21 protein-coding genes are annotated in these 24,005 nt (G+C 59.9%); 14 read left to right on the top strand and 7 right to left on the bottom strand.

Features of this window, described 5'->3' with window-relative positions; genetic code table 11:
- The 4 genes from ACERK3_15615 to ACERK3_15630 all read left to right on the top strand — a co-directional run bounded on the left by ACERK3_15615 (position 1) and on the right by ACERK3_15630 (position 6,518).
- Positions 1–2,151 carry a TIGR04283 family arsenosugar biosynthesis glycosyltransferase gene (locus ACERK3_15615; GenBank protein MFA9479714.1) on the top strand — a complete coding sequence of 717 codons (2,151 nt, stop codon included), beginning with the start codon at positions 1–3 and terminating at the stop codon, positions 2,149–2,151.
- A 563-nt stretch (positions 2,152–2,714) separates the two neighbouring features.
- The gene (locus ACERK3_15620; GenBank protein MFA9479715.1) at positions 2,715–3,221 is read left to right on the top strand and encodes a hypothetical protein; all 507 of its coding nucleotides are present in this window, start codon (positions 2,715–2,717) and stop codon (positions 3,219–3,221) included.
- 279 nt (positions 3,222–3,500) lie between these two features.
- Positions 3,501–5,606, top strand: coding sequence for a cation:proton antiporter (locus ACERK3_15625; protein ID MFA9479716.1), 2,106 nt, complete (start codon positions 3,501–3,503; stop codon positions 5,604–5,606).
- 9 nt (positions 5,607–5,615) lie between these two features.
- Entirely contained in the window at positions 5,616–6,518 is a 903-nt protein-coding gene (locus ACERK3_15630; GenBank protein MFA9479717.1) for a universal stress protein, read from the top strand.
- A gap of 151 nt (positions 6,519–6,669) precedes the next feature.
- On the opposite strand, the gene ACERK3_15635 is transcribed toward ACERK3_15630, so the two are convergent.
- Positions 6,670–6,831 (bottom strand): hypothetical protein, encoded by a 162-nt coding sequence (locus ACERK3_15635; protein MFA9479718.1) that lies wholly within the window; start codon positions 6,829–6,831, stop codon positions 6,670–6,672.
- 576 nt (positions 6,832–7,407) lie between these two features.
- Here ACERK3_15635 and ACERK3_15640 point away from each other — a divergent pair.
- On the top strand, positions 7,408–7,917 hold the full coding sequence (locus ACERK3_15640; protein MFA9479719.1) for a hypothetical protein: 510 nt from the start codon (positions 7,408–7,410) through the stop codon (positions 7,915–7,917).
- Between the two features lie 14 nt (positions 7,918–7,931).
- Entirely contained in the window at positions 7,932–8,837 is a 906-nt protein-coding gene (locus ACERK3_15645; GenBank protein ID MFA9479720.1) for a hypothetical protein, read from the top strand.
- Between the two features lie 158 nt (positions 8,838–8,995).
- On the opposite strand, the gene ACERK3_15650 is transcribed toward ACERK3_15645, so the two are convergent.
- The 3 genes from ACERK3_15650 to ACERK3_15660 all read right to left on the bottom strand — a co-directional run bounded on the left by ACERK3_15650 (position 8,996) and on the right by ACERK3_15660 (position 13,714).
- Entirely contained in the window at positions 8,996–10,261 is a 1,266-nt protein-coding gene (locus tag ACERK3_15650; protein MFA9479721.1) for a TIR domain-containing protein, read from the bottom strand.
- Positions 10,258–13,389: a class I SAM-dependent DNA methyltransferase gene (locus ACERK3_15655; GenBank protein ID MFA9479722.1), complete on the bottom strand. Its 3,132-nt coding sequence runs from the start codon at positions 13,387–13,389 to the stop codon at positions 10,258–10,260. Before ACERK3_15655 ends, ACERK3_15650 begins: the two co-directional genes overlap by 4 nt.
- Positions 13,390–13,453: 64 nt before the next feature.
- Positions 13,454–13,714 (bottom strand): multiprotein-bridging factor 1 family protein, encoded by a 261-nt coding sequence (locus tag ACERK3_15660; protein MFA9479723.1) that lies wholly within the window; start codon positions 13,712–13,714, stop codon positions 13,454–13,456.
- Positions 13,715–13,926: 212 nt separating this feature from the next.
- Between ACERK3_15660 and ACERK3_15665 the strand changes: the two genes are divergently transcribed.
- Entirely contained in the window at positions 13,927–14,130 is a 204-nt protein-coding gene (locus tag ACERK3_15665; protein ID MFA9479724.1) for a hypothetical protein, read from the top strand.
- 163 nt (positions 14,131–14,293) lie between these two features.
- Entirely contained in the window at positions 14,294–14,761 is a 468-nt protein-coding gene (locus ACERK3_15670; GenBank protein MFA9479725.1) for a zinc-ribbon domain-containing protein, read from the top strand.
- 35 nt (positions 14,762–14,796) lie between these two features.
- Here ACERK3_15670 and ACERK3_15675 read toward each other — a convergent pair whose 3' ends face one another.
- The gene (locus ACERK3_15675; protein ID MFA9479726.1) at positions 14,797–15,153 is read right to left on the bottom strand and encodes a helix-turn-helix domain-containing protein; all 357 of its coding nucleotides are present in this window, start codon (positions 15,151–15,153) and stop codon (positions 14,797–14,799) included.
- Between the two features lie 137 nt (positions 15,154–15,290).
- Between ACERK3_15675 and ACERK3_15680 the strand changes: the two genes are divergently transcribed.
- The 6 genes from ACERK3_15680 to ACERK3_15705 all read left to right on the top strand — a co-directional run bounded on the left by ACERK3_15680 (position 15,291) and on the right by ACERK3_15705 (position 20,563).
- The gene (locus tag ACERK3_15680) at positions 15,291–16,127 is read left to right on the top strand and encodes a hypothetical protein (protein MFA9479727.1); all 837 of its coding nucleotides are present in this window, start codon (positions 15,291–15,293) and stop codon (positions 16,125–16,127) included.
- Positions 16,096–16,773 carry a hypothetical protein gene (locus ACERK3_15685; protein ID MFA9479728.1) on the top strand — a complete coding sequence of 226 codons (678 nt, stop codon included), beginning with the start codon at positions 16,096–16,098 and terminating at the stop codon, positions 16,771–16,773. The genes ACERK3_15680 and ACERK3_15685 overlap by 32 nt, the downstream gene beginning before the upstream one ends.
- Before the next feature lie 253 nt (positions 16,774–17,026).
- Entirely contained in the window at positions 17,027–17,656 is a 630-nt protein-coding gene (locus tag ACERK3_15690) for a hypothetical protein (protein ID MFA9479729.1), read from the top strand.
- A gap of 50 nt (positions 17,657–17,706) precedes the next feature.
- Positions 17,707–18,228 (top strand): hypothetical protein, encoded by a 522-nt coding sequence (locus ACERK3_15695; GenBank protein ID MFA9479730.1) that lies wholly within the window; start codon positions 17,707–17,709, stop codon positions 18,226–18,228.
- A gap of 172 nt (positions 18,229–18,400) precedes the next feature.
- Positions 18,401–19,036: a tyrosine-type recombinase/integrase gene (locus ACERK3_15700; GenBank protein MFA9479731.1), complete on the top strand. Its 636-nt coding sequence runs from the start codon at positions 18,401–18,403 to the stop codon at positions 19,034–19,036.
- A gap of 540 nt (positions 19,037–19,576) precedes the next feature.
- Complete coding sequence (locus ACERK3_15705; GenBank protein ID MFA9479732.1) at positions 19,577–20,563, top strand: acyl-ACP desaturase; 987 nt, start codon at positions 19,577–19,579, stop codon at positions 20,561–20,563.
- Positions 20,564–21,010: 447 nt separating this feature from the next.
- Here the strand turns inward: ACERK3_15705 and ACERK3_15710 are convergent, their stop codons facing one another.
- Both ACERK3_15710 and ACERK3_15715 read right to left on the bottom strand, forming a co-directional pair.
- Positions 21,011–21,850 carry a hypothetical protein gene (locus tag ACERK3_15710; GenBank protein MFA9479733.1) on the bottom strand — a complete coding sequence of 280 codons (840 nt, stop codon included), beginning with the start codon at positions 21,848–21,850 and terminating at the stop codon, positions 21,011–21,013.
- A gap of 147 nt (positions 21,851–21,997) precedes the next feature.
- Positions 21,998–23,488 (bottom strand): class I SAM-dependent methyltransferase, encoded by a 1,491-nt coding sequence (locus ACERK3_15715; GenBank protein ID MFA9479734.1) that lies wholly within the window; start codon positions 23,486–23,488, stop codon positions 21,998–22,000.
- Positions 23,489–24,005: the final 517 nt, after the last annotated feature.

The raw sequence follows: 24,005 nt of genomic DNA on the forward strand, positions 1-24,005 counted from the left end.
ATGAGCCGAACCGAGGGCAAAAACCTGCACGACCGGCTCACGCTATTCGACGTGGCAGTCATCATGCCCGCGCTGAACGAGGCCGAGGCGATCGGTCACGTCCTGGACGCGATCCCCGATTGGGTAAGTCAGATCATCGTCGTGGACAACGGCTCGATCGACGACACCGCCGACGTGGCTCGCGAACACGGTGCGACGGTGGTGCGCGAACCGCGTCGCGGTTATGGCGCGGCCTGCCTGCGCGGGTTGGCGGCACTTCCGAGAGCGTCCCCGGCAGCGCTTCCAGGGGTGAGTATGCCGGACGTGGTAGTGTTTCTCAACGCCGACTGCAGCAATGACCCGAGCGAGATGAACACGCTCGTCGAGCCGATCGCGGCCGATGAAGCTGACCTCGTCATCGGCTCACGCGTGCTCAGCAATGCCCGGCCCGAGTCGCTCTCGCTGCCGCAGCGCTTCGGCAACGCCCTGACAAGCCTGCTGATCCGCCGTCTCTGGCACACACCCTGCACCGATCTTGGCCAGTTCCGCGCCATCCGCTTCGACGCCCTGCAAGCGCTGGACATGAGCGACCTCGACTACGGCTGGACCGTGCAGATGCAGGCACGCGCCCTGCGCATGGGCTACCGCATACGCGAAGTGCCGGTGAGTTACCGCAGACGCATCGGCACCTCCAAAGTCTCCGGCACGATCCACGGCATCATCGGTGCGGGCACGAAGATACTCACCACCATCGGCCGTGAGGCATGCCGCCGACGTACGCAGGTCGCCCAGCGCGAAACGCTGCTCGTGTTCACACGCTACCCCGAGCCTGGCAAGACCAAGACGCGGCTGATCCCCGCGCTCGGCCCCGAGCGTGCCGCTCGCTTGCAGTTGCAGATGACCCATCGCACGCTCGACGCTGCTCGACGCTGGGCATGTCGCCCCGGCCGATCGGTGCAGGTCTGCTTCGCCGGCGGCGATCGCCAGCGCATGGCTCAACAGTTCGGCCACGATCTGCACTATCGCCCGCAATGCGACGGCACGCTCGGCGACCGCCTGCATCATGCGATCGCTGCCGCACACCACGAACGGGGCTGCCCTGTCGTCGTCATCGGCTGCGACTGCCCGCAACTTGACGATGACACGATCGACCAAGCCTTCGCGGCGATCAAAGACCACGACGCGGTCATCGGCCCCGCCAGTGACGGCGGTTATTACCTGCTTGGCTTGGGCAAGCCGAACGCAGCGCTGTTCGCCGATATCGACTGGGGCACCGATCGCGTGCGGGCGCAGACTCAGGCGATCGCTAGTCAACTCGGTCTCTTCGTTGCGATGCTCCCCGAGAAACACGATATCGACGAACCCGACGACCTTGTACTGCTGCCGAACATCGAGCAGATGCTTTCGCAGCAACATGGCGAACCGCCTCAAGTCTCGATCATCATCCCCGCGATCAATGAGGCAGCCGACCTGCCTGCGTCCATCGCCTCGGCCCAGCCATCACGGCGCGTCGAGGTGATCGTGATCGACGGCGGCAGCACGGATGACACGCCGACCATTGCGGCAACATGCGGTGCACGCGTCATCACCGCACCGCCCGGCCGTGCCCGACAGATGAACGCAGGAGCCGCCGAAGCACGTGGCCACATTCTGCTGTTCCTGCATGCCGACACCCGTCTGCCGTTTGGCTATGAACGCCAGATCAAGCAGGTCCTCTCGTCACCGGGCACGGTCGCGGGTGCCTTCCCGCTCGCTTTCGATCATGTTTCGCCGTCGCTTCGGCTCATCGAAACCGCCGCCAACTACCGCTCGCGGTGGCGGCAATTGCCCTACGGTGATCAGGCGATGTTCCTGTCCCGCGAAACATTCATGCGAATGCAAGGCTACCGCAACCTGCCGGTGATGGAAGATTATGAACTGGTCCGTCGCCTACGAAAACAAGGAACCATTCGACTGGCCGGCAGTGCCGTCGTCACCTCCGCCCGCCGCTGCCTGCACGTCGGCATCTGGCGCACCACATGGACACACCAGTGCATGATCCTCGGCTGGCATCTCGGCATCGCCCCGACGCGCCTGGCTCGCTGGCGACGGGATCTGATTCGCCAACAAACGGCTGACTCCGCTACCCGTACCCAAACGCCTGTTCCACCCACCCCCCTCTCCAAGCAATAACAGTGACCGCCACCTCAGCCGCCTCCGCAGCTCCGTGATCCATCTGCCTCTTTCATTCGCCCATACGCACGTCGCCCCTAGCCGGCTGTCGTCCCTTCCACTCCTTCATGCGCTTTGGTCAACAGCCGAGCCATGAGCATCGGCGTCAGAGTCAGCACCACGCACAACGCACACACCAAGCTCTGCCCCTTTCCTGAACTGTCGGTGGCTGCTATCATTCGGGTCTCTGCTTGGCCCCCGCTGTCACAGTACCTTGCAGCAGGAATTGGGGTCAACGCAGGGAGGGCAATTGGGGTCACGAAACCAGCCCCATAAACCCTTGAAAAACTTTAAGCTTAATTTCCTGCGGGCGTAACTCAATTGGTAGAGTGTCAGCCTTCCAAGGGGTAAAACCCGCATCTTCATGGCACTGCAATCGGTTCAACACACGCCACTTACGTCGACTTTCGGCTGACCCCTATTTTCTTCAAAATTACATGGCAAGTACCCCAATTGGGGTCATGGAAATGGCCGGCGATCCCGGGTGTCTCCTCACCTTCTGAGCGGCTGGTACACTGGCACCCATGCGAAAGATCTACCCCGTCATCATTGTCGCGGCCGCCGTGCTGCTGGCTGCCCAGGTTGCCATCACCGGAGCCCCGGGCGAGGCCTCTGGGCCGTCGCCCGATACGACCACATCCGACACATGGGGAACCTGGCACGGGCTTTGGACTGACGGCAACGGCGGCACGCTGCGGGTGGTCGATCGCGGCGACACGATCCTCTTCGACCTCGACGTGATGCGGGGGCCGACAGCACACGTGGGTTACATCGCAGGTCAAGCCGAACGCAATCGCACACTCGCCCGCTTCAGCGACAAGGATCGCTTCATACCCGAGAAGCCAGATGATGACGCCGCGACCTGGCTGACGTTCATCCATCGCGGCGACACGCTCGAACTGGCCGGCGTACACACCCAGCCGTATCACGGAGCACGGGCTTTCTTCGACGGGCACTACACGCAGGTTGGGCCGTTGAGCGAGCCGGATGTCGCTGAGGTGGAGGCGGGCATCGCGGAGGTGGGTGAGTAGCCGGCCAGTTGCCACGCCAGGCGCTACACCAGGACGGTGGCCGGGTCCGTCGGTGTGGCACGAGCAGGATGCCCCAGTGAAGGGTTACCCGCTTACGCAGATTGGCGGCAGGACGAAGCGGCCAAAACGTCTTTGCGATCAACGTCATCAGGCCGAACCCTCTCTCGGGTAACCGCTCACACGATCATTTGTGATAATCCCCACGAGTATTCCCGCAAGCCCATTTTTGGAAGTGGCACGGTGACCATGCCCCCTCCCCGCAGGAGATAGGATGCAGCGGTGCCAGATGGCGTGGGCGGCACCTCCAGCAAAAGGATGCCAACGGGCTACACTGCCGCCATGGAAGGCGCTTCGTTTCTTCAAGACCTCAGTATCGTCTTGCTCATCGCAGGGCTGGTGACTGTGCTGTTTCATTATTTGAAGCAGCCTATCGTGTTGGGCTACATCCTCGCCGGGTTCATCATCGGACCGCACACGCCGCCTTTTCCCCTGGTCAATGACCCGGACAGTATTCAGACGCTATCACAACTGGGCATCGTGATGCTGATGTTCAGTCTTGGTCTGCAACTGTCGTTTCGCGGACTGATGAAGATCGGGCCGACCGCCTCGGTCGCGGCGGTGCTCGAAATCCTTCTGATGATCTGGATCGGCTACCAGGTTGGGCGGCTGTTCGGCTGGGAACAGCTTGACAGCATCTTCCTTGGAGCGATCCTGCTCAGTTCCTCGACTGTCATCATTGTCAAAGCGCTCAACGATTTGGGGCTGGCGCAGGCGAAGTTTGCCAGGTTCATCTTCGGCATCCTGGTCATCGACGACATGGCAGCGATCATCGCCATTGCCCTGCTTTCGGGCATCGCGTTGTCTGGTCAGCTTTCCCCTGTCGAATTGTTTGTAACAGGCGGTCGCCTTGGCTTGTTCTTCACTGCTGTACTGGTCGTCGGGTTGCTCGTCGTGCCAAGGCTGCTCCGGTTCGTCGCAAACTTCAAAAACGACGAGATTCTGCTCGTCGTTGTGCTGGGCATGGGCTTTGGCATGGCAATGCTCGCATTGCAACTGGGGTTCTCAACGGCTTTGGGGGCTTTCCTGCTCGGTGCGGTCATCGCCGAGACGCAGCAAGGCGGCAAGATTCGGGCGATCACTGCGCCGGTTCGAGACATGTTCAGTGCCGTATTCTTTGTTTCGATCGGACTGCTGGTCGATCCCTCCCTGGTCCTTGCCTACTGGGTACCCATTCTGTTCATTACGGTCGTGCTGATCACCGGCAAAACGCTAACGGGTGCCTTGGGCGCATTCATCGCAGGGAATGACACGCGCACGTCGCTACGGGTTGGCTTGGGACTGGCACAAATTGGGGAGTTCGCCTTCATTATTGCCGTGCTGGGTCGAGACCTTGGTGTCACCAGTGATTTTCTATATCCCATCGCCGTCTCGGTGTCGGCAATCACCACGTTGACGACGCCTTTTCTCATCAAACATTCGGATGCCATTGCCGGTGGACTGGAACGACTGGCTCCACGAAAGGTCTACGACTACCTCCACTTTTATACGGGCTGGGTAGTGTCTTTGTCGGAGTCGAGGCGGCAAGGCAATCAGGTGCGGGTACTGCTTCGACGGTGGTTCCTGCAGATGGGCTTGAATATGGTGCTGGTTGCGGCGATTTTCATTTCGATTTCTGCGTTGTCTGCCAGGCTGACGCCGTACTTGGAGTTTTTGCCTGCCTGGGCAGAGATGGATGCGGTGCTGTTTCTTATGGCACTCCTGCTTGCGCTGCCGTTGCTTGTGGCGACGCTTCGCAAACTTCGAGCCGCCGGGATGCTCATGTCAGAAGCAGCAATCACGGGGACGCGTCCGCGCGAACAGACTGCAATGTTGCGGTCTGTCGTGATCAGTACCGTCCTCGGCGGCGGAGCCGTTGTGTTGACCCTGTTCATCCTGCTGATCGGCTCTGCTATTTTACCCTCGTGGCCGGTACTGTTGGTGCTCGCGGGTCTGGGGATTGCGGTGGCAATCTGGCAATGGCGGTCCTTCGTCCGCATCTACTCTCGCGCTCAAGGTTCTCTGAGAGATACACTTGGAGCAATGCCCGAACCCGAGTCAGAGGACACGACGCCGATACCGACGTTGCTGCGCCAAGCCACGATCGATACGGTCACGCTTCCCGAGCAATCCCCAGCCGTGGGTCGGCTCATCCGCGAATTGCAATTGCGCAGCGTCACCGGGGCGAGCATCGTCGGCATCGAGCGCGAGGACGAAAGCATCGTAAATCCCAGTCCGGATGAGGATCTGCAAGCGGGCGACCGGGTGTTGCTGCTTGGATCACACGAACATCTGAAAGCAGGAAGAGCTTTTCTCGTGGGCGACGATGAAGTTCCAGCAGGAAGGTAGGCAGAACGAATGTTTCAATCTCTTATAGTTCCCCTCGACGGATCAACCTTCGGTGAACATGCACTGCCTTGGGCAACAACCCTTGCACGCCGAGCCAACGCTCAGCTTGAACTGGTACACGTTTATGAACCGTTAGCGCCTGGAGATATTCAAGCGCCAGAACTGACCGAATTAAATGCCCAGGCACGACAACGAGCCGAAGCGTACCTTGATGATGTCGTTAAGCGGGTAGCCTCAATCTCCTCAATCAAGGTCCAGTCCTCACTACTGGAAGGTCAGGTGGCCGAACGTGTACTTGATCGAGCGAGAGCGGCGAATACCGACCTGATTGTACTGACCACCCATGGGCGAGGACCGTTGAGTCGGCTATGGCTCGGCAGTGCTGCAGACGAAATGATTCGACTTACCACCATCCCCTTGTTGGTCGTGCGCCCGGAAGAGGATGCTCCCGACCTGGGGAACGAGCCGAACATGAACAAAATGCTGATCCCATTGGACGGATCTGGATTTGCTGAACAGATCCTTGCGCCTGCGGTAACAATGGGAAAACTGATGCATTCCGACTGTACCTTGCTGCGTGTAGTGGAACCGGCGTCATCCGACCATGCTGATTCATGGTTCGAGTTGTCCGAGCAGATTGACGCTGAACTGGTGGAACACGGTAAGTCCTACCTCCGCACCATTGCAACGCAACTGGAGCAACAGACGCTGAGCGTGAAAACGAGGGTGGCGACCGACTGGTATCCGGCAAAGGTGATTCTCGAACATGCTCAACTGCAGCGGATAAGCATGATCAGCATGGCAACTCGCGGGCAAAGTGGTCTCGTGCGTGCCTTCCTCGGTAGTGTGTCAGATAAGGTCGTGCGTGGGGCGTCCGTACCAGTCTTGCTGCATCGCCCCTCGTCCGCATGATGCACAGCAAGCCGCGATGCCCGTCGGATCGCCCGGGCGTCGCCGGTCCTCGCCATCGTCGGCCGGCCATTCGCGCTCAAGTTTCTCCGCCAGTGCCTGCCAGCGAGGTTTGGCTTCGCATGAACAACAATCGCACCATTCCGGCACGTTTTCATGCATGCTCGCGGAACTCGACGATGAGTTCCTCAGCCTTCCGGTCTACCTCGGCCGTGATCGGGTCGTGCTGGGGGTTGCTGAGGCCGCCGATGTCGAAGCTCGCTCGTGCGTCTTCCTGGTTCTCCGTGACGGTTGCACCGGACGTACCCCAGAACATGATTGAAACTCAACTGGTGCACGTTCGATCCGGAAACCCGCCACCCGGCTTTCGCCGGGCGGCGAGCAAAGAGGAGAAGCCAGGGTCAGGGTCATGCAGCCGGCGTCAGTGCGGCTTCCGCGTTGCCGATACCCAGCGTCGCGTGCAGCGGGATGCCAGCCACATCGACTGGAATCGGTGCGGGACTGCCGGTCGCGTTGGTCGCGGTGCGGGACTGGGGCTGTGCCGCGACACGTTGACGCAGGGCCGCTGTGGTCGGCCCGGCCCATGGGCATGCCGCTGAAGGTCGCCGTCGTGCTCACGCACTTGGTGCCCGAAGGCTCGGCCACGCTGCCGCTGTACGACAATCAGGCACACCTCGACGTGCTCACCGACGCCATGGACCGACTGGACCAGAAGTACGGCCAGCACAGCTGTTCCTGGGCGGTATGTGGGGTGCTCAGGCGACGGCCCCGACGCGGATCTCGTTTACGCAGATTCCAGATTTGGGTGAGTTCAATGGATGACCGAAGACGCCAGCCGGATGGTCCGCCTGATGGGTGTGCCCTCCCACCTTCGACTGGTACACTGACACGCATGCCCAAGCTCTACTCCATCATCATCGTCGCAGCCGCCGCGCTGCTGGCGGGTCAGGTTGCCATCATCACTGCTCAGCCGGGCGAGGCCTCGGGGCCGTCGCCCGACACGACCGCCTCGGATACGTGGGGCACCTGGCACGGGCTCTGGACCGACAGCAACGGCGGCACGCTGCGGGTGGTCGATCGGGGCGACACGATCCTCTTCGACCTGGACGTGGTCCGGGGGCCGACAGAACACGTGGGTTACATCGCAGGTCAAGCCGAACGCAACCGCACACTCGCCCGCTTCAGCGACAAGGATCTCCACATACCCGAGAAGCCAGAGGATGACGCCGAAACCTGGCTGAGCTTCATCCATCGTGGCGACACGCTTGAACTGGTCGGCGCAAATACGCTGCTCTACCACGGGGCGAGGGCTTACTTCGACGGGCAGTACACGCGGGTGGAACCGTTGAGTGAAGTGGCGGTCGAGGAGGTTGAGGTGGCGGCCGCCGGGGCGGATGAGTAAGGGGTTACATTGACATGTCGATTGCTAAAGTTTCCAGTGCTGATGATTCGCTCGTGATCCATTTCGATACCGAGAACAGGCGGATCAACGCCTACACACTTGCCTCAGTTTTGGTTTCTATTGCCGATGCCGCTAAGGCAGCCAACCTTGACCTGAACCCCGGCTATGACGTTGAGGTGGTTGTTGAGGCGATTGGCCCTGGCAGCTTTCGAGCCAAGATTAGCACCTTACACAGCAAAGTTGGGAACCTCTTTTCTCGGCAGAACTTCAAGGCTATTGTTTTGGGTGTTATCTCTAGCTTTATATACCAGCAGGTTTTTTCGGTAAACGACGGGGTCAAGGTGACGGTCAACACCGATGAGGTTGTGATAGAACAGGGGGATGATAGGGTTATCGTTCCGAGGGTCGTTTATGAATCCACACAGCAGGCTGAGAGGAATCCTCAGTTTCGTGGGGCGGTAGCTCGAACATTTGAAACCCTGCGGGCTGACGAAGGGATTCGTGGGATTGGATTTGTCGCTGACATCGACTCTCCTCCTCCTAGTGTGCTGCTACGCAGAGAGGCGATCGAAAAGATTTCGCTAGATGGCGACATAGTCCCTGACACACGCCCCATAACAGAACGCTGTATGCTCCAGATCGTAAAGGCAATCCTTGACCGAGGCCGGAGGAAGTGGGAGTTCATGTGGAGGGGTGTGAAAATATCAGCCCCCATCTCAGATCCTGAGTTCTACGACCGGTTCTTTGCCCACAAGATCACGATCGCGCCTGGCGACTTTTTAGACGTGAATCTCAAGATTGTCCAAGCGAAGGATCCTGAAACTGGAATCTATTCAAATGTCGGCTATGAAGTGGTCGAGGTTTTTCAACATGAGCCTCGGATCCGACAGATACCCCTCACAGATCCTGGCGAGGAATAGTGAACGGGTAACAGCAGTCTGACCTGACCTCAATTATTTTAGCCTGCTGATTCAGGATTTCGTGTGGGGTGAACCGGCCTGCAGATTATCGGGATCGCATCTTAGTAGGGATCCGAATCAGCGTAGGTATAAGCCTACTTCACGTCGAAACGACATACTTATCGTTTTGCAGCCCAGCGTTTTAGTATTCCATCTGCCACTTCACGGGGGGTCTGTTTCGCCAAATCCATGTAGCCATCAATGCTCAACAGTCCTGGAATATCTTGATTGTCGAGTCGAACGAACATGATATCATCGTCAGTCCTAGCATTGCTTTTCATTAACTCACGAATAGCACGCCACTCAAGGCCAGTCCACTCCTTTTCCTTGTACTCGCCACAAACGAACACGACGACAAGGTCAGATTCCTTGGAATAGATCTCCTGCAACTGGAGATCCAGATTGGGTCGTGAGAGTTCCGCCTGATGATAATAGTCGTAAAAGATCCGCTGCTCACCGAAAACAGGCCGTAAGGCGTCGGCTATTTCCTGCACAATTTTGCGATGCCCACCGGGAAACGATAGTGCGACGGCGAATCGTCGGCGAATGGGAGTAAACGCCTGCATGTTAGTATAGAGCTCAGTAGTCATTGTGTCGTCGCCAACTGCTTCCTCAGGATCTTCAGGTGTCAACTTGGTCAGCAGAAAGTCTGCCACGTCAAAGGACGCTGCAACCGTATCTTCGATTTCACTCACCCATGCATCAGGGAGGCGATTGAGCCAGCTATCCGGCACCGCGATCGTAGGGCCTGGGCCAGGCTGGGCGAGGAACTTGAGTTGCTGAAGGTCGTACGGAACGAAACTATGAGGATTTTCGTCAGGCAGCCAGATCCGTTTATCCGCCACTAGCAAAGGATGCCGTCCAGACCAAGCTATTTCAAAGATCAACGACCACCACAAGTCGCTTGGCTGACTAAACTGCCAACCCTGTTCAAAGCACGGAAATGGCAGCTTCCCAAGCCGAGTGACTATACGCCCCGCTCGTTCGGCGAGCCCAGCTAATAGTCCATAATCCTTGTTTACACCCGTGAATGAGACCTTGCGAAATGCGGGCATAACAACGTCAAATGCTTCCCCAGCTGAATTTGTAATCGGATTTCCTTTGACATCCAGTATCGGATCGTCCCGGAATATCGCATTACCGTTTTTGTCCAGTCGCTGAAATGCTTCCCGGTGCCCGGCTCCTTGCATTGCAATCATGTCGCCTTGTATCGCTGGTATTCCGACGACCCCTTCAGCTTCAGCGTTTGTCGCTCTATGAATCAGTTGCGCCCTAATAGGTCGAGCTTGCCAACGTAGGCGGTCAAAATCGGACTTTACCTGTGTAAGCAGGCGATACGTTGTTTTGTCAATTGTTTGAGTCATGTTATCTACTTTTGAGGTCATGTATGCTTCTGATTCAACCGAAGTAGGTTTCCCAGCACCTGCTGATCCACTTCTGCCCGCCGCCCCATCAACTCGTGCCCCTCGGGCAGCGGCTGGCCGGCACCGGCATCTTTCCACACCTCGGCCCAGTCCTCGCACCAGCCGCCATCCGGGTCGGTGGCGGCGTAGGCGGCCAGTACGGCTCGGTCGAGTTGCTCGTGGGCGAGCTTGAGCCAGGTGGGCCGCTCGTTGTACAGGTTGGTGAGCGTGCGTTTCTTAAGACGTGGGTCCTTGGCGGCGCGGGCCTGGATGGCGGACTCGCGGATCAGCCGCCGGGCGTCCTCGCCGGAGGCGGCGGCCACATCAGCAAAGTCATCCTCGGCATCCACCTGGTCGGCGATCGGCTTGATCCACTCCGGCGGGTTCAGCCATCGCTCACGCTGTTCGTGCAGGGCCTTGGCGGCCTCGCTGATGCGTTGCCATGCCGGGTGGTCCGCCGGCTCATGGCCCGGCGGCCAGGGCAGTGGGAAGGTCTCAAAGCAGGAGGTGGGCGTGTAACTAAAGCCAGATGTGACCTCGCGAACTTGGCCACCAGTGCCTCGCGTCCACGCTTCATGGACGGCAGAGTGCAGCACACCCATGAGATAATCGTCCGACCGCGTGAACACAATCAGCTTGTGATCCGGCAGCGTGGCAACATCCAGCCATGTAAAGACACGATGCTTCGAGGTGATCACCGTCACTAGAACACGATCGAGTCCCTGCATCTGCTGAAGCATCGCAGGACGAGGTTCAACATGCCTCCACCAGTACTTCGCGTAGACGGGGCGACGGTTGTCTTTGCGGATGGGGTAGACGTGCTGAAGAAGATATTCGAAAGGAGCTTCGAACTCGGCCGCCTCATCGTGCTTCATGTGCACGCCAAAGTCGATAATCCATTGACCACGCGGTCGCTGCATGATGTCACGACCATTCACCCAAGGACGCATGACCTGCGCATTAGACTTCCCATGCGGGTTCGGAGTGGCGAGCAGTGGGCGAAACTTTGCCCATTCTGCCTCGAATGAACCTCCTTTCGTGTCTGCCATAAACGCCACCCGCTTGTTCTCTGGAAGTGGTTTCGCTTCACGGAGTTGTAGTCCCGCTGTCAGGTCTGAGTTGATCGAATCGACAGGCTCGCCGTTAAGTACGGGATGATCGGCCGGTTCGGCGTTGAACCCAACGATCGAGACATGCACGTATGCTCCATCGAGTATCCAGTCACGATCCGCCCATGCCATGAAGATGTCGCCAGTCTGCTTGATGCGTTCGAGCACCTTGCGGTTGGCCCCACCACGGATGCCTTGGGTTGCGAGCAGGCCAATCTTCAGGTTCGGGTGAACACCACCATACGGACCTTTGCCATAGGCACCTTCGCCGTAGCGTTTCTTTGCCCATTCGAGCAGGTGTCGGGCCTGCTCGAACCAGTAGCAGCATAGGTCGGAGGTTTTGGGGATGTCGTACTGATCGTACATCGCTGCGATGTAGTCGTCGGGCAGGCCGTGTTGACGAAACAGCTTGGATCCGAGGAATGGAGGATTGCCGATGATGCAGTGGCTAGCCGGCCAATCTGCACGCCCAGTGCACCGTGCCCCCTTTCGCCACACAGCGAGCGGCTCGCCATTCTCGTCTGCCCAAGCCAGGATCGCGTCGCGATTCTCAATGCTGGTGATCGGCTCCAGGATCGGATCGCGGGGCGCGTTGAAACCGTTGCCCTCCATCCATTGAAGATAGCCGATCCAGATCACCACCTGGGCCAACTCGGCGGCGTATGGGTTGACCTCCAAGCCGTGCAGTTGCGTTGGCCGCACATGAGGCAGCAGGCCGCCCAGGCCGATGTCAGGCCTGGCTGCATGGGTAAGCACCTCCTTCTCCAGACCCAGCAGTTGCTGGATGGCGACGTAAAGGAAGTTGCCAGAGCCGCACGCGGGGTCGAGGATGTTCACCGATGCGAGTTCGAGCACGAACCCTCGCAGAAGATCACTGATTTCGTCATTGGCCTTGCGACGCGTCTCGGCTGTCTTCGCCTTGCGACGCCGTTCTAGCTGCTGATTCACCTCATCCTGCACCTGCTGCCACCGCCGGCGGAGCGGGGCCATCACCACCGGCTCGACGACAAGCAGAATGTCCTCACGGCTGGTGTAGTGGGCTCCGATCTGCGCCCGTTTAGTAGGGTCGAGCGAGCGTTCGAACAAGGTGCCGAAGATGGAGGGCTCGACCTGCGACCAGTCCTGCTTTGCGGCCCGGCTGAGCACGTCGATCTCGTCGGTCGTCAGGTCGAACGCGGGCTCGTCCCGTCGGAAGAGCCCGCCGTTGAACCAGGGGATGCGTTCGAAGCCGTACGCGCCGCCATCGGCCATCTTGTCGAACAGTTCGGTTAGGCGATCGGTCAACCCCTCGGGGCTGTCGTGCCACTGCTGGAGCATGCGGGAGAACAGCCGGTTCGGCAGGAGCCCCACGTCCTCGGCGAAGAGGCAGAACATGCACTTCATCAGGAAGTGGGCGGTGGCGTGTGGCTCGTGGCCGCGATCCCGCAGGGCCACAGCCAGCTTGGCGAACTGGTCGGCCACCTGCTCGGTAATGGCCTCGGGCGTGCGGTCGGGGCGGAAGCTGTAGGGGTTGGTGAAGACGCGGCGGAGCTTGTCGAGGTTCTCCGGCTGATCAAGGTCAACCAACTTGATCGCGTGCACCTGTTTCGCGGTGCCGGTGAAGTTGGTGTGGATCTCGATTCGGGTGATGTCGCTGACGATCAGCAGCGGCGGATTGTCCAACGCCTCGCGGTACTGGCTCAGCTGCTTGTACGCGTCATGGAGGTCCTTGTGCTTTCCCTTGCGCTTGTACTCCCAGGCGAACTTGCCCTTCCACCACACGTCGGCGAAGCCATACGCCCCCTTGGCCCCCTTCGAGGCCCCGTCGGTAACGGAGACGCCTTTCTCGAACGTGTACTCGGCCCCCGTGGCGTCGTGGCTGGCCGGCGTGGGCTGGCCGAGCATCTGGCACAGGTTGATGAAATGTTCCTGGCTGGCGGCGCGTTCGGAGAGCTCCGCCTTCGACCAGATGCTGATGAAGCGCTGCGGTGTCATGGGCCCGGAAGGGGCAGTCGTGCTCATGTCGTGTATTGTGGCGGATGATGTCGACTGTCGCCAGCCAAACTCTTTGCGCGAGCGGGTGGAATCACCGTCTCGTGTTCTTCGACCGTAGCTTGGCCAGCACTGCTTTGCCCTCTTCTATTGGGTCACGTCCGAGCGCCTCACAGACCCACACCCATTCCAGCAGATCGAGCCGGCGCTGTCCCTGCTCCAAACGGCTTACGAAACTCAATTCTCTCCCCAGTTTTGCCGCAAGATCCCGCTGGGAAAGGCCGGCCGCGTGACGCATTGCTTTCACGGCTTCGGTAATGTTTCGGTACGCGGGGTGGTGGAGTGATTCCGTCATAGACGAAGATCGTCCGCACGGCCACTCTTGACCGCTAAATGCGGTCGGGCTATGCTGGCGGTCGTCGCGTGGAACTCACTGGTACGCGAAGGGGCCACGGTGCCGTGCACAGGAGGGGGCATGATTGCCCCGGGAGCGCCCGGCTGTTCCGTGACAGCGAGTGTTTTCACATTGCGTTTGAGGGCTCAGAAGATGATCTTGGAGCCGTGTCAATGAAAGCCTGCGCTATCCTGTCCTGTGTCTTCGGGCTAATGGGCATTTTTGTGTTCGGCATTCCTTTGGGCATGGCGGCCATTGTTCTCGGGGTAATCGGTGGCGTCGGGGGTTATTCCTACGCGTGGGCTGGCATGACGCTCGGGATCGTCAACGTGCTCTACGTCTCGTATTGGCTGCTCCGGATGATGGGGGAGATCTGATCTTGGCAGTTATGGGTACTGGCGGCGAAATGCTGCGCTGCCCGCTACATGTGCGGGCGGGACGCCGTGGAGGCTGGCCAGGCATACTCCTTCATCATGTGCCTGGCGACGCTCTTTGCAATGGGATGAGCCGGCATGGCATTGTTGTCAAGGGAAAAACGTCATGAAGGTCACCTGCCCCAATTGCGACAAGAGCTATCAGCTGGCGGACCATCTGGCGGGCCGGCGCGTCAAGTGCAAGACGTGTCAGCACGTGTTTGTTGCTCAGGCTGAGATGGCGGCTGTCGCCGTTCCAGCGCCGGTCAGCTTTCAGGCAGAATCAGAACCAGTGAAGGCTCCGGCGGGGCCGACAACCACTCCTCGCGAGTATTACGACCAACTCCCATGGTACCGCAAGGGGCACATCATGAGTCCGCTTGTCGTGATCGGCCTACTCATGTGCGGATATGGATGGATCCCGATCGTGGTGGCACTATGGACCGGACCGATTTACCACTACCCGAAACTGGATGCCAGCGAATTGCGAGAGTGGCCTGCGTGGAACAAGTACGTTTTCGCGGGAGTGCTGGTGCTTGTGTTGATCCTTACGTTCGCGCGGCTGGTCGACGGGGTGATCCACGGAGGTACGTAGTACGTGATCGGCGGAGGCGGTTGGTCTGTCAGTTGTCATCGCCGAGTACTGCCACGTTTTTTTTGCGTCCGTTTCCGCATGGTTTCGGCCATGGCGCTCAGAAGTTCGAGATCATCGTCGGGCAGATCGCGAATGATGCGCATGATGGCTGCTATCGCCGGGGGGCTGGAGGTTGAATCCTCGTCCAGCCCCAGCAGGTGGTCAGCGGAGACGTGGAGGGCGAGGGCAAGGCGTCGCAGGTTGTCAAACGAAGGCTTACGTCGACCGCCCTCGATCTGCGCGATGACACTCTGCTGGAGGCCGGCCGCTTCGGCAAGCTCTGCTTGCGTCATGCCACATTGTTGCCGTGCGGCCAGAACACGGTTTGGCAAATCGGAGGGGTTGACAGTCATAGCGAATTCGCAATAATAAAAATAGCTATTCAGGTATCGTCGTGATCATGGCACGGGTTGAGTGGTATTTGGATTTCCGGAGCAAAACGATGTGGACAGGTGAACATGGTGACCTTGTGACGTTGAAAGATGGCCCGATGCGAAAACTTTTCGTCGCAGGGCTTTCTTCGTTGCTTGCGGATCTGGGGAAGGTGCCCGCCGATACGCCGGCAACCGGCATTCAGATGTTTGACGAGCTTTCGCGCGACCAACAATTGATGCTCCTGTGGCAGGTTGCTGAGCCACTCCTGGTCGAGGCGTGTCCGGCTCCCGAACCGACGATTCATCTGGATCTTACCGTAGCAGCCATCTACCGGCACGCACTCGATCGCACATTGCAGGAGGTGCACGGCCGTGTGGTGTCGCGAACGTGGCGACAGATCGTTTTGGACGTTCAGCGGGCACTGGACCTGATTCGCTGTGTGGAGATGGACACACGGGATGAAGGCAAGTGGGAATCCGTTGTTGAAATCGCCCGGGACCGGCTGGTTCGGACGGAACTGGCATGGGAACACCTGGACCGCATGCTGGACGATCCTGGGCTCGCCAGGCGTGCGCGGGAGGGCTGGGATTTGCCACGGGACTATTTCTGTGCGGTCGCGCCCGACCCGACGCCCCAAGAGGCATCTGCCGCAAAGGAAAGGCTTGCGAAATTCACGGACAGCGGTCTGGCGAGTGAATCACCTGCTGCCGAACCGCGTGAGTTGTTGATAGCAGCGTCGCTGCGAAATCTTGTGGATCTGCCGGAGGATGAGCCGCTCTACGCGCTTTACCGCCGGGGCGATCCGCAGGCCGTCGGCGTCTTCTGGTCCAAACCCGACGCGTATAAGGCAGGGATGCACTTCGACAAGCCGGCAGTGGTGAAGAAAATTCGAGGCGGCGTCCGGCAAAGGAGGCAGGACCATGGAGCGGCGACTGACAAGACTGGTGACTGAGGCCATCGTCCGTAAAGCGACGCAGTTCATCACGGCAGCCAACATGGATTGGTGGTGGCAGGCGCTGGAGTCACAGGAACCCGAACTGACTGGGTGGGTCTGGCATCAGGCCGACTGCATTCAGCAGCCATTGCAGGCTGGCAGTCCCAGCCCCTCGCCCTACGACACAACGCGCAGCACGCAATGGATCCTGCTGACCACCTTTCTGTCGATGCGGCTCGGGCATGACCGCCTGTGGCGGCGCACGATGCAGACCAGTGGTTTGAGGCGGCTTGACCCGGATGCATCACAATGTCAACCGTTCACCCTGGACAGACGAGCACACTACTTTCGTTCGCCCGAAGACCGGCTGGTGACCCGTACCACGATGGCTTGGGCATCCTCACTTTTCCGGTCGAACTACCTGACGTGCAAACTTACGGAGGTGGAGCCCACGCTTGCCCGGCACATTGTCTGCGAAGTGGAACAAGTGGCCGTGGTGCTGAAAAGGATGCGCTATTGCGAGAAGGCAATCGCCATGTTGGAAAGCAACATGGCGCACACGGTGTTGGTGGCGGCCGAAGCGATCCGGGCAGGACACTTCCGATTCTGGAAAGGCACGGCGCTGGAGCCGGTCCTCTGCAAACTGGATCCCAGCTTTGCATGATGCTCGGGCGAGATAGGCTGATTTGATGATGTGTGTCACAGGAAAACGATAGCAGCGCATGAACGTGGCCTTCGGGGAACGTGTTCTCAGGATCCACACCGAGCATAGGTTGATGACTCGAAGGAGACCGAGGCCAGTCGAGGGATGAGCAGAGAGGTATGGCATGTGGCTTGTACACAACGAACCGATCCATCTGACGCATGCGAGGGGAAAACTATTCCGATGTGGTGTGTCGGCATTTGCCAGACGGCTGATGGAACACGACTTTCCAAACGTCGGTTGTCCTCCGTTCGATCTGCTGGGGATACGACCCAAACTCGCCTGCCTCGAAACGGTGGCCAGAGCACTGCTGGGGCGAGGGCGGCCGACGAACTGTCCGAACCTATGGACGGATGCTGCCGTCTTTGCCACGCTGCGGCATCTTGAGCAGGCCGCGGCGAACCAGACCCACTTTGAACCCGACCTCGCTTTTCCGTGGGGCCGGCTCGTACGCGATGCGGCGTTCGAAGAACAAGGTGGCGTTTGGTGGCTGTTGCAGAAGGGAGCAGCGCAGCGATCCACCATTCATCTGCTGCGACAGCGATGGACCAATCTCGATTGGTCATGGGTGGAAAGATCCGCATCGCCGGAACGGGATTGGCTGAGGCAGGGACACTATCTGTTCCAGGATGATGACGCATTCGCCCGGGCATTGCCTCCTTCCTTTTTCCTGGTTCGACCGTCGGAACCTACGCCGGACGAATCTGGCCGACATCGTACGTATCTGCTGGGGCTGGCGAGAGCCAACCCGGCGCATAGGAGGCGTCGGTCGCAAACGGTGGATGAGGAGCCACGTCCAATTGTTGAGCAGGTACGTCGAGTCTCCAGACGAATCAGTTTCTAAACATTCAAGGCCGTGCCGCCGCGATCAAGCGGTCACAGGAGGAGGAACAGATGATGAGCAACGTCACCAGCCATCAGATCTGCGACGAACGAACTGCCAATCGCATCGCCAGGCGCATCAATGCTGCCCGAAGCTACGCCAAGCACGTCGATGAATGGGCAGCCGCCGAAATCCGTCGCGCCCAGAAGCAGGAAGAACGTCTGCTGCAATGGTTCGCCCCGCGGTTGGAGGCATGGGCGAGGTGGCGGCTCGGAGGGGGCCGCCGCCGCTCCATTGCCTTGCCCGGGGGCACGTTGAGCCTGCGCCGACAACCTGTGCGTCCCACCGTGGTGGCGGAGGCGGAGGTTCTCGCGTGGTGTCGTGACCATCTTCCCGCCGCAATCGAACTCGACGTGCGGGTTGCAGGGCCGCAGGTGATTACGGTGCGGCAGTGGCTGGAGCAGACGGGGTTGGAGGCGGAGGCAGTGGAGAAACTGCGGCGCAGAATCGTTGCTGAGCACGTGAAGGTGAGCGGCGAAATGCCGCCCGGCATGGAGATGGGCGGTGGTGATGAGCGGCTGTACATCAGCTAATGCAGATCGTGAAGCTTCCGGCCACGCAGCCTTGGTGGCCACCGTCTCGTCCTCCGAGTATCCCGGTCCGTACCAAGGGCAGTGAGTCAGCTGAACAAGTTGCATGTCATGCGTTGTTTTCGGCGCGGCTGACATCGCGTGCCTCATCGCTTCCCAGCAGGAGAATCCATCCATGAACACGGCTACGCATTGGAAGGTGGACGTCACTAAAATCCTCTGCCGCTCAGAAATCACCACGGTCCTGGCCGACCTGAAGCGGAAAGAACCCCGATCAGTGAACACGCGACAGAACTTGATCATCTTCCGGCTGTCCACCTGCTGCGGCCTGCGGGCCTCGGAGATCGTCGGGCTGAACCTCGGTGATCTGCGGGTGGGCGTGACGCGTCCCTACATCAATGTACGCAGGACGATTGCCAAGGGCGACAAGGCACGCCGGGTCCCGCTGTGGTGGGACGCCGGCACACTCGCGGACCTCGAGGCGTGGAAAGTGCATCGGCAGGCGAACGGTGCATCCGCAGGCGATCCGCTGATCTGCACCCAGTGTCGCGGCAACGAAGGCAAGCGGCTGGATCGGTTCAACCTTCGCAAGCGCTTCCTCGCCGCGTGCAGTTGTCTCGGTGACGATCGCGTGGCTGACCTGACCATCCATCACGGCCGGCACAGCTTCGTCTCCCACGCTCTGGCAGGCGGTCGCTCACTGGCCGAGGTGCGGGATGCGGCCGGCCACAGCAATGTGGCGATCACCTCGATCTACACCCATGTGGCGGTGGACGACGAAGGTGAAACGGGACACCTGTTCGTCTTCTGATGCCTGCAAAAGCTAGATTGACTGGTGGCGTCGACTTCTGAACGACGTAAAACAACACGTCACAAGAATCGCAACCAGCCGGTCCTTGAATTACATTAGGTGAACTTAATACTCCCCCCCTTTGACATACGAGTACTAGCCGCCCCCGCAGGATAGGGAGGGCAGGTCACAACACACGACATATGTAGCATGTCGAAGAGGGTACCCTTGGCGAGTGGTTCGACGAGGCGGCCGAGAGTTACAATACGCTGACCGATATGACGATCAGGAATCGCCGCCAGACGTCGGGTCAGAATGAAAGATGTTTATGGTCGAAACAAAAGCACTCAAACCCAACACCTTCTTCATTAAAGTCTTTGGATCCGGTTTGCCCGAAGTGGACGGCCTCTTCGTACCTTCAACCGTAACCCCCGCCAAATCCGAGTCGGGAACCGTCCCAATCAATGTTTGTGGTGCACATCTTCATCGGCGTCACACCTCCGTCTGCCGGTTTTTGCCCATTGGCGCTCCCTCTAACGTAACGCCGTTAAGATGGGGCAAATGAACCGCTACGAAGCCCCATCTTCCGAGTCGCAGCGCGAGGTCCTCACGGGTCTGACGGAGACGGTCAGGAAGAGCCTTTCTCTGCTGATCCCACCCGAGAAATCGTGGCAGCCGACCGACTACCTGCCCGACCTGACTGCTCCGGACTGGCACGAGCAGTTGGCCGAGTTTCGCGAGCCAGCCAAGGGCCTGTCCGACGAGGTGCTCGTCGTGCTCGTGGGCGACATGGTCACCGAAGAGGCGCTGCCCAGCTACTCGGTGTCACTGAACATCATTGCCCAGGATTTCGAGGGCACAAGCGATGCCCCGTGGGCCCGCTGGCTGCGCGGGTGGACTGCCGAGGAGAACCGCCACGGCGACCTGCTCAACGCCTTCCTCCGCCTCACCGGCCGAGTCGAGATGAAGTCGGTCGAGCTCACGGTCCACCACCTGCTCAACAACGGCTTCAACCCGCGGGTGCACCCCGATCTCTACGCGGGCCTGGTCTACACCGCCTTTCAGGAGCGAGCGACCAAGATCTCGCACAACAACGTCGGCAAGCTCGCCGCCGCCGAGGGCAACGTCGCCCTGGGCAACATCTGCCGACGCATCGCCGGCGACGAGGCCCGTCACGAAATGTTCTACACCCGCATGATGAGCGCGGTGCTGGAGCAAGACCCAGCGGGCGGCACGATCACCGCTGGGAACATGCTGCGGCGCATCATCGCCATGTATGACGGCAAAGATCCCGACCTGTTCGACCACTTCTCCGTGGTCGCCCAACGGCTCGGCGTCTACACCGTGCGTGACTACGCCAGCATCGTCCGCCATCTTGTGGACACATGGGGCATTGCCAATCTGCCATTGACGGGCAAGGCGGCGCGGGCCCAGACCTTTCTCTGCCAGCACGCCGAGCGCGTCGAGTTGCAGGCGGACAGGGTCGCCGAACGCATTGCGCAGGAGCCGCGCATTCGCTTCAGTTGGATCCACGATCGGTTGGCGTGACGGCCGTGGAACCCCGCGAAGAGCTTGAAAAGGCGTCAGGCCGGCTCCAGCAGCACCGTCAGGACGACCCGCGTGTTCACCTGCATCGTACCACCGACTTGCTCAATGCGCTCGCGACGCGCACCGGCAGAGGCTTTGTCGCCATCCGGAAAGCTGGCAAACTGCAGTTCGAAACAAACTCGCCAACTGCTTAGATTACTCGGGCAACCGCACGCCCCTCCAGATAAGCCCCCTACGCCCTGATAGGTGGGCGGGCCATGCGCTCGGTGTCGTGCCGGGCCAACTCGCCTCTGGTCATCTGCTGCGGAGTATGGATCTCGGCTTCGATGACCGCGCAACTGGATTGCATGGTGGTCACATTCAAAATCTTTGCCAGCGATGACACGCCTCGCGGGATGGCATCTGGGGCTTTGTTGTCGCAAATCCATCCAGTTGCGTCGGCCTTGTCTATGCCGTCGCCTCAACTCGCCCGTGCCGCTGTTTGTCACGTTGCCAACAGGCGAACGACGCAACGGTAAAACCCAGCAGGACAGGCAGGAACATTTCCAACCCTTCTTCCTTCGATTGCATCATCTGCTGTGCCATGTCCGGGATGGTGATGCCGAACATGTCCTCGGCGATCGCCGGCGTCCGATCCAGCACCTTGCTCCCGATGCCAACCGCCACAACGATGAGCAGCAGTTGTGCCCACGGCATGCGGTGGGGTTCCTGATGGCGAAGATAACGGTAACAGGTAAGACCGACGACGATGAAGCAGGCCACGCCTGCTGCGACGATCACGCCGATCAACAGTCGCTGCGTGAGGGGGAAGCTGGGATCAATGTAGTAGCCGATCTTCAGCACGCTGTAACCGGCGAAGTGTTTGTGCCAGTCGGCTTCACGCGCTGCGGCAAGCAGACAGACAAACGCCGCTGCCGCCACCCGCCACGTGAACGGACGCAAGATGATGAACATAGCTGATGCAACCCCCAACCAGAGCCACAGGCTGGTTACTTCAAACAAGCCTGACTCGTCTGCATAGAGCCATCGACGCGACTGTTCGCTCGTGAAGTACCATGGCAAAAGACTCAGCATAATTGTCGCTACGACGAGCGTCAGCAGTGTGGCACGTGTTAACGGGGAAGATGGTAGCACGCAGTTGGTCCTTTCATGCGGCTGGCTTGAGCGGTCAGGCTGGCCGGACAGTCGTCGACGTTCCAATGGATTAACGTACGTGGTGTGGCAACAAGGCAAGTTGCGGTTCTGGTGATGGAAGTACCTCTCCTCCAAGTCGTTGCCAAGCAGCAAGCCAAGCTCGTGCTGTGAACCGACCGTACGTTCAGCACCACCGGGCAGGTACAGCGCGTCGAAGTCGACCGGTGATCCAGTGAACGGTCAACCACGACGCCGATTCGAAGCGGGATTCTGCTCCATGTTCAGATTCGATTGGATACTTTACGATCCCTTGGCGGATGACTCGGCAACGGCATGCCTGCTTGCCTGTGCATGAGCCCATGCCAGCGCTGCGACACCGAGCAGGACGGGCAACAGCAGTTCCAGGCCTTCTTCGCCGGCACGCAGAATGTGGTATGCCGTGCCGTCCACGACGATGCCGAACGACGCGTGCAGGAAGCCCGGCATCTGGTCGAAGGCCTCGGCGATGCCCATTGCCGCCAGCACAATGAGCAACACCTGTACCCAGCCTTCGCGCAGCCCTCGGCTCTGGCGTAGTAGATGGAACAGCACCATCAGGGTTGCCAGGCCGAGGACCACCCCGACGGCGATGATCGCGCTACCCTGTTCGTGCCATGTCTGATACCACCGACCTTCGATCACCCCGGCCAAGAGGCACGTGCCAGCCAATGCGGCCACACGCCACCAGGCCATCGTCCGCCACAGGGCGACCAGGCTCACACCCAGCCCCAGCCATAGCCAGACGCTGATTTTTTCAAAGACGCCCGTACCATCCGCGTACAGCCATCGGCTGGTCTGGTCGCTCAGCAGCACCGTCGAAATCGTCACCGCCAGCAACGTCAGCACAATCCCCAGCACTGCCGAGCTTGTGGACGTGTTGACGAGTCGATCCCGCATCCGTTGCCAGTTGAGGCTGATCACGCCGGCCAGTCGCGAGGCCGCCGGCTGTCGCGCATCGTCGTCCCCAAACAGTCGGCGGCGACGGGACGGGTCGGCCACGGCTTCGGACGCCTCGGCCGTGGGCTGGCGGGCAATCACCTGGATTTCGATCGCCAAGTGCGACAGGGCTGTCGCGGCGCGGCGGTTGAGCCGGTACCACCATTCCAGGTTTTCCAGTGGTGCGAGAACCCCGCCGGAGATGCAGCGGAACGCCTGCACGCGTTCGACTTCAAGATCAGTCGTCTGGCGGATCAGCTTGACGAATGATTGCTGGGTGAACACCTGCACGTGACCGCGATGGCGGTCGGTCAGCCGATCCAGGTGCGGCACGATGTGGCGTCGCACGGCCGCGAGGCCGGGCGGGAAACTCGGCACGCCCAGGATGGCGATGCCGCCGGGCCGCAGCACCCGGCCGATCTCCGAAAGCACGAAGTCCGCCCGGTGCAGATGCTCAAGCACCTGCTCGCAGATCACGATGTCGAACGCACCATCCTCGTAGGGCAGGCCCTGCTCGGCATCGTGCATACGGTAGTGCCAGCGATCGGCTTCGAAGATGCGGTTCGTCGCCTTGGGCTCGTTGTCCATGCCGTGGAAGGTGATGCCTTCGTCCAGGCCCGCCGCCTTGAGGTACTTCAGCGTTCGCCCTTGAGCAGCGCCGATGTCCAGCAGTGCCAACGACCGATCGGCATCGTCATTGGTCGCCAGTTTTTCGCGAAAAGCCCGCACCGCATCCACCATGCCGGGGTAACGCGCAAGTCGCAGGTGGTATCGCCGCTTCGAGGGTTCAACACCGAATGCAAGTTTTTCAGCCATGAGCTTCATCCTGTTTGCAGTAGCCCGTACGGTTGACTGCAAGTAAGCGATCGGGATGGTCGGATTGCCGTCGATACTATTCGACTGGCTAATAGGGAGGCGACCGAAATGTCGTCAGATGCTTGGAACCGAGCGGACATTTTGATTTTTAAGCCGGGGTCCGTCGGTGCATCGAGGAGCCACAATATGCGTGCGACCACCCGTTCACGGTGGCGTGCAACTGCCTGGGAGGGGGACAGGCGCGGCGTCGGTCAGCAGGGGGAATGTTTCAGGCATGACGGATCGATTATAGACGTTGAGCAGTCGATCGCCACCTTTCCTATGTACGATCCATGCTCGCCACCGCAGCCCATGGCTATAAGCGCCCTCCTGCACGTCGCAGTCACTGGTGGCGACGTTTCAAAGCCGCGCGTGAACAGCGTCCTTCTTTATGATGTGCCGCGACGGGTGGGATGTTGTCTCGAAAGTGGAGCCAGTCATTCCGGCACGCCGCGACACGTTTCGCAATGAAGGAGTC

The organism is Phycisphaerales bacterium AB-hyl4, assembly GCA_041821185.1.
Taxonomy (GTDB): Bacteria; Planctomycetota; Phycisphaerae; order Phycisphaerales; family Phycisphaeraceae; genus Natronomicrosphaera; species Natronomicrosphaera hydrolytica.

Coding starts and splice junctions, on each gene's coding strand:
- ACERK3_15615 (MFA9479714.1), top strand. CDS start 1: ATGAGCCGAACCGAGGGCAAAAACCTGCACGACCGGCTCACGCTATTC.
- ACERK3_15620 (MFA9479715.1), top strand. CDS start 2,715: ATGCGAAAGATCTACCCCGTCATCATTGTCGCGGCCGCCGTGCTGCTG.
- ACERK3_15630 (MFA9479717.1), top strand. CDS start 5,616: ATGTTTCAATCTCTTATAGTTCCCCTCGACGGATCAACCTTCGGTGAA.
- ACERK3_15635 (MFA9479718.1), bottom strand. CDS start 6,831: ATGTTCTGGGGTACGTCCGGTGCAACCGTCACGGAGAACCAGGAAGAC.
- ACERK3_15640 (MFA9479719.1), top strand. CDS start 7,408: ATGCCCAAGCTCTACTCCATCATCATCGTCGCAGCCGCCGCGCTGCTG.
- ACERK3_15645 (MFA9479720.1), top strand. CDS start 7,932: ATGTCGATTGCTAAAGTTTCCAGTGCTGATGATTCGCTCGTGATCCAT.
- ACERK3_15650 (MFA9479721.1), bottom strand. CDS start 10,261: ATGACCTCAAAAGTAGATAACATGACTCAAACAATTGACAAAACAACG.
- ACERK3_15655 (MFA9479722.1), bottom strand. CDS start 13,389: ATGAGCACGACTGCCCCTTCCGGGCCCATGACACCGCAGCGCTTCATC.
- ACERK3_15660 (MFA9479723.1), bottom strand. CDS start 13,714: ATGACGGAATCACTCCACCACCCCGCGTACCGAAACATTACCGAAGCC.
- ACERK3_15665 (MFA9479724.1), top strand. CDS start 13,927: ATGAAAGCCTGCGCTATCCTGTCCTGTGTCTTCGGGCTAATGGGCATT.
- ACERK3_15670 (MFA9479725.1), top strand. CDS start 14,294: ATGAAGGTCACCTGCCCCAATTGCGACAAGAGCTATCAGCTGGCGGAC.
- ACERK3_15675 (MFA9479726.1), bottom strand. CDS start 15,153: ATGACTGTCAACCCCTCCGATTTGCCAAACCGTGTTCTGGCCGCACGG.
- ACERK3_15680 (MFA9479727.1), top strand. CDS start 15,291: ATGCGAAAACTTTTCGTCGCAGGGCTTTCTTCGTTGCTTGCGGATCTG.
- ACERK3_15685 (MFA9479728.1), top strand. CDS start 16,096: ATGGAGCGGCGACTGACAAGACTGGTGACTGAGGCCATCGTCCGTAAA.
- ACERK3_15690 (MFA9479729.1), top strand. CDS start 17,027: ATGGAACACGACTTTCCAAACGTCGGTTGTCCTCCGTTCGATCTGCTG.
- ACERK3_15695 (MFA9479730.1), top strand. CDS start 17,707: ATGATGAGCAACGTCACCAGCCATCAGATCTGCGACGAACGAACTGCC.
- ACERK3_15700 (MFA9479731.1), top strand. CDS start 18,401: ATGAACACGGCTACGCATTGGAAGGTGGACGTCACTAAAATCCTCTGC.
- ACERK3_15705 (MFA9479732.1), top strand. CDS start 19,577: ATGAACCGCTACGAAGCCCCATCTTCCGAGTCGCAGCGCGAGGTCCTC.
- ACERK3_15715 (MFA9479734.1), bottom strand. CDS start 23,488: ATGGCTGAAAAACTTGCATTCGGTGTTGAACCCTCGAAGCGGCGATAC.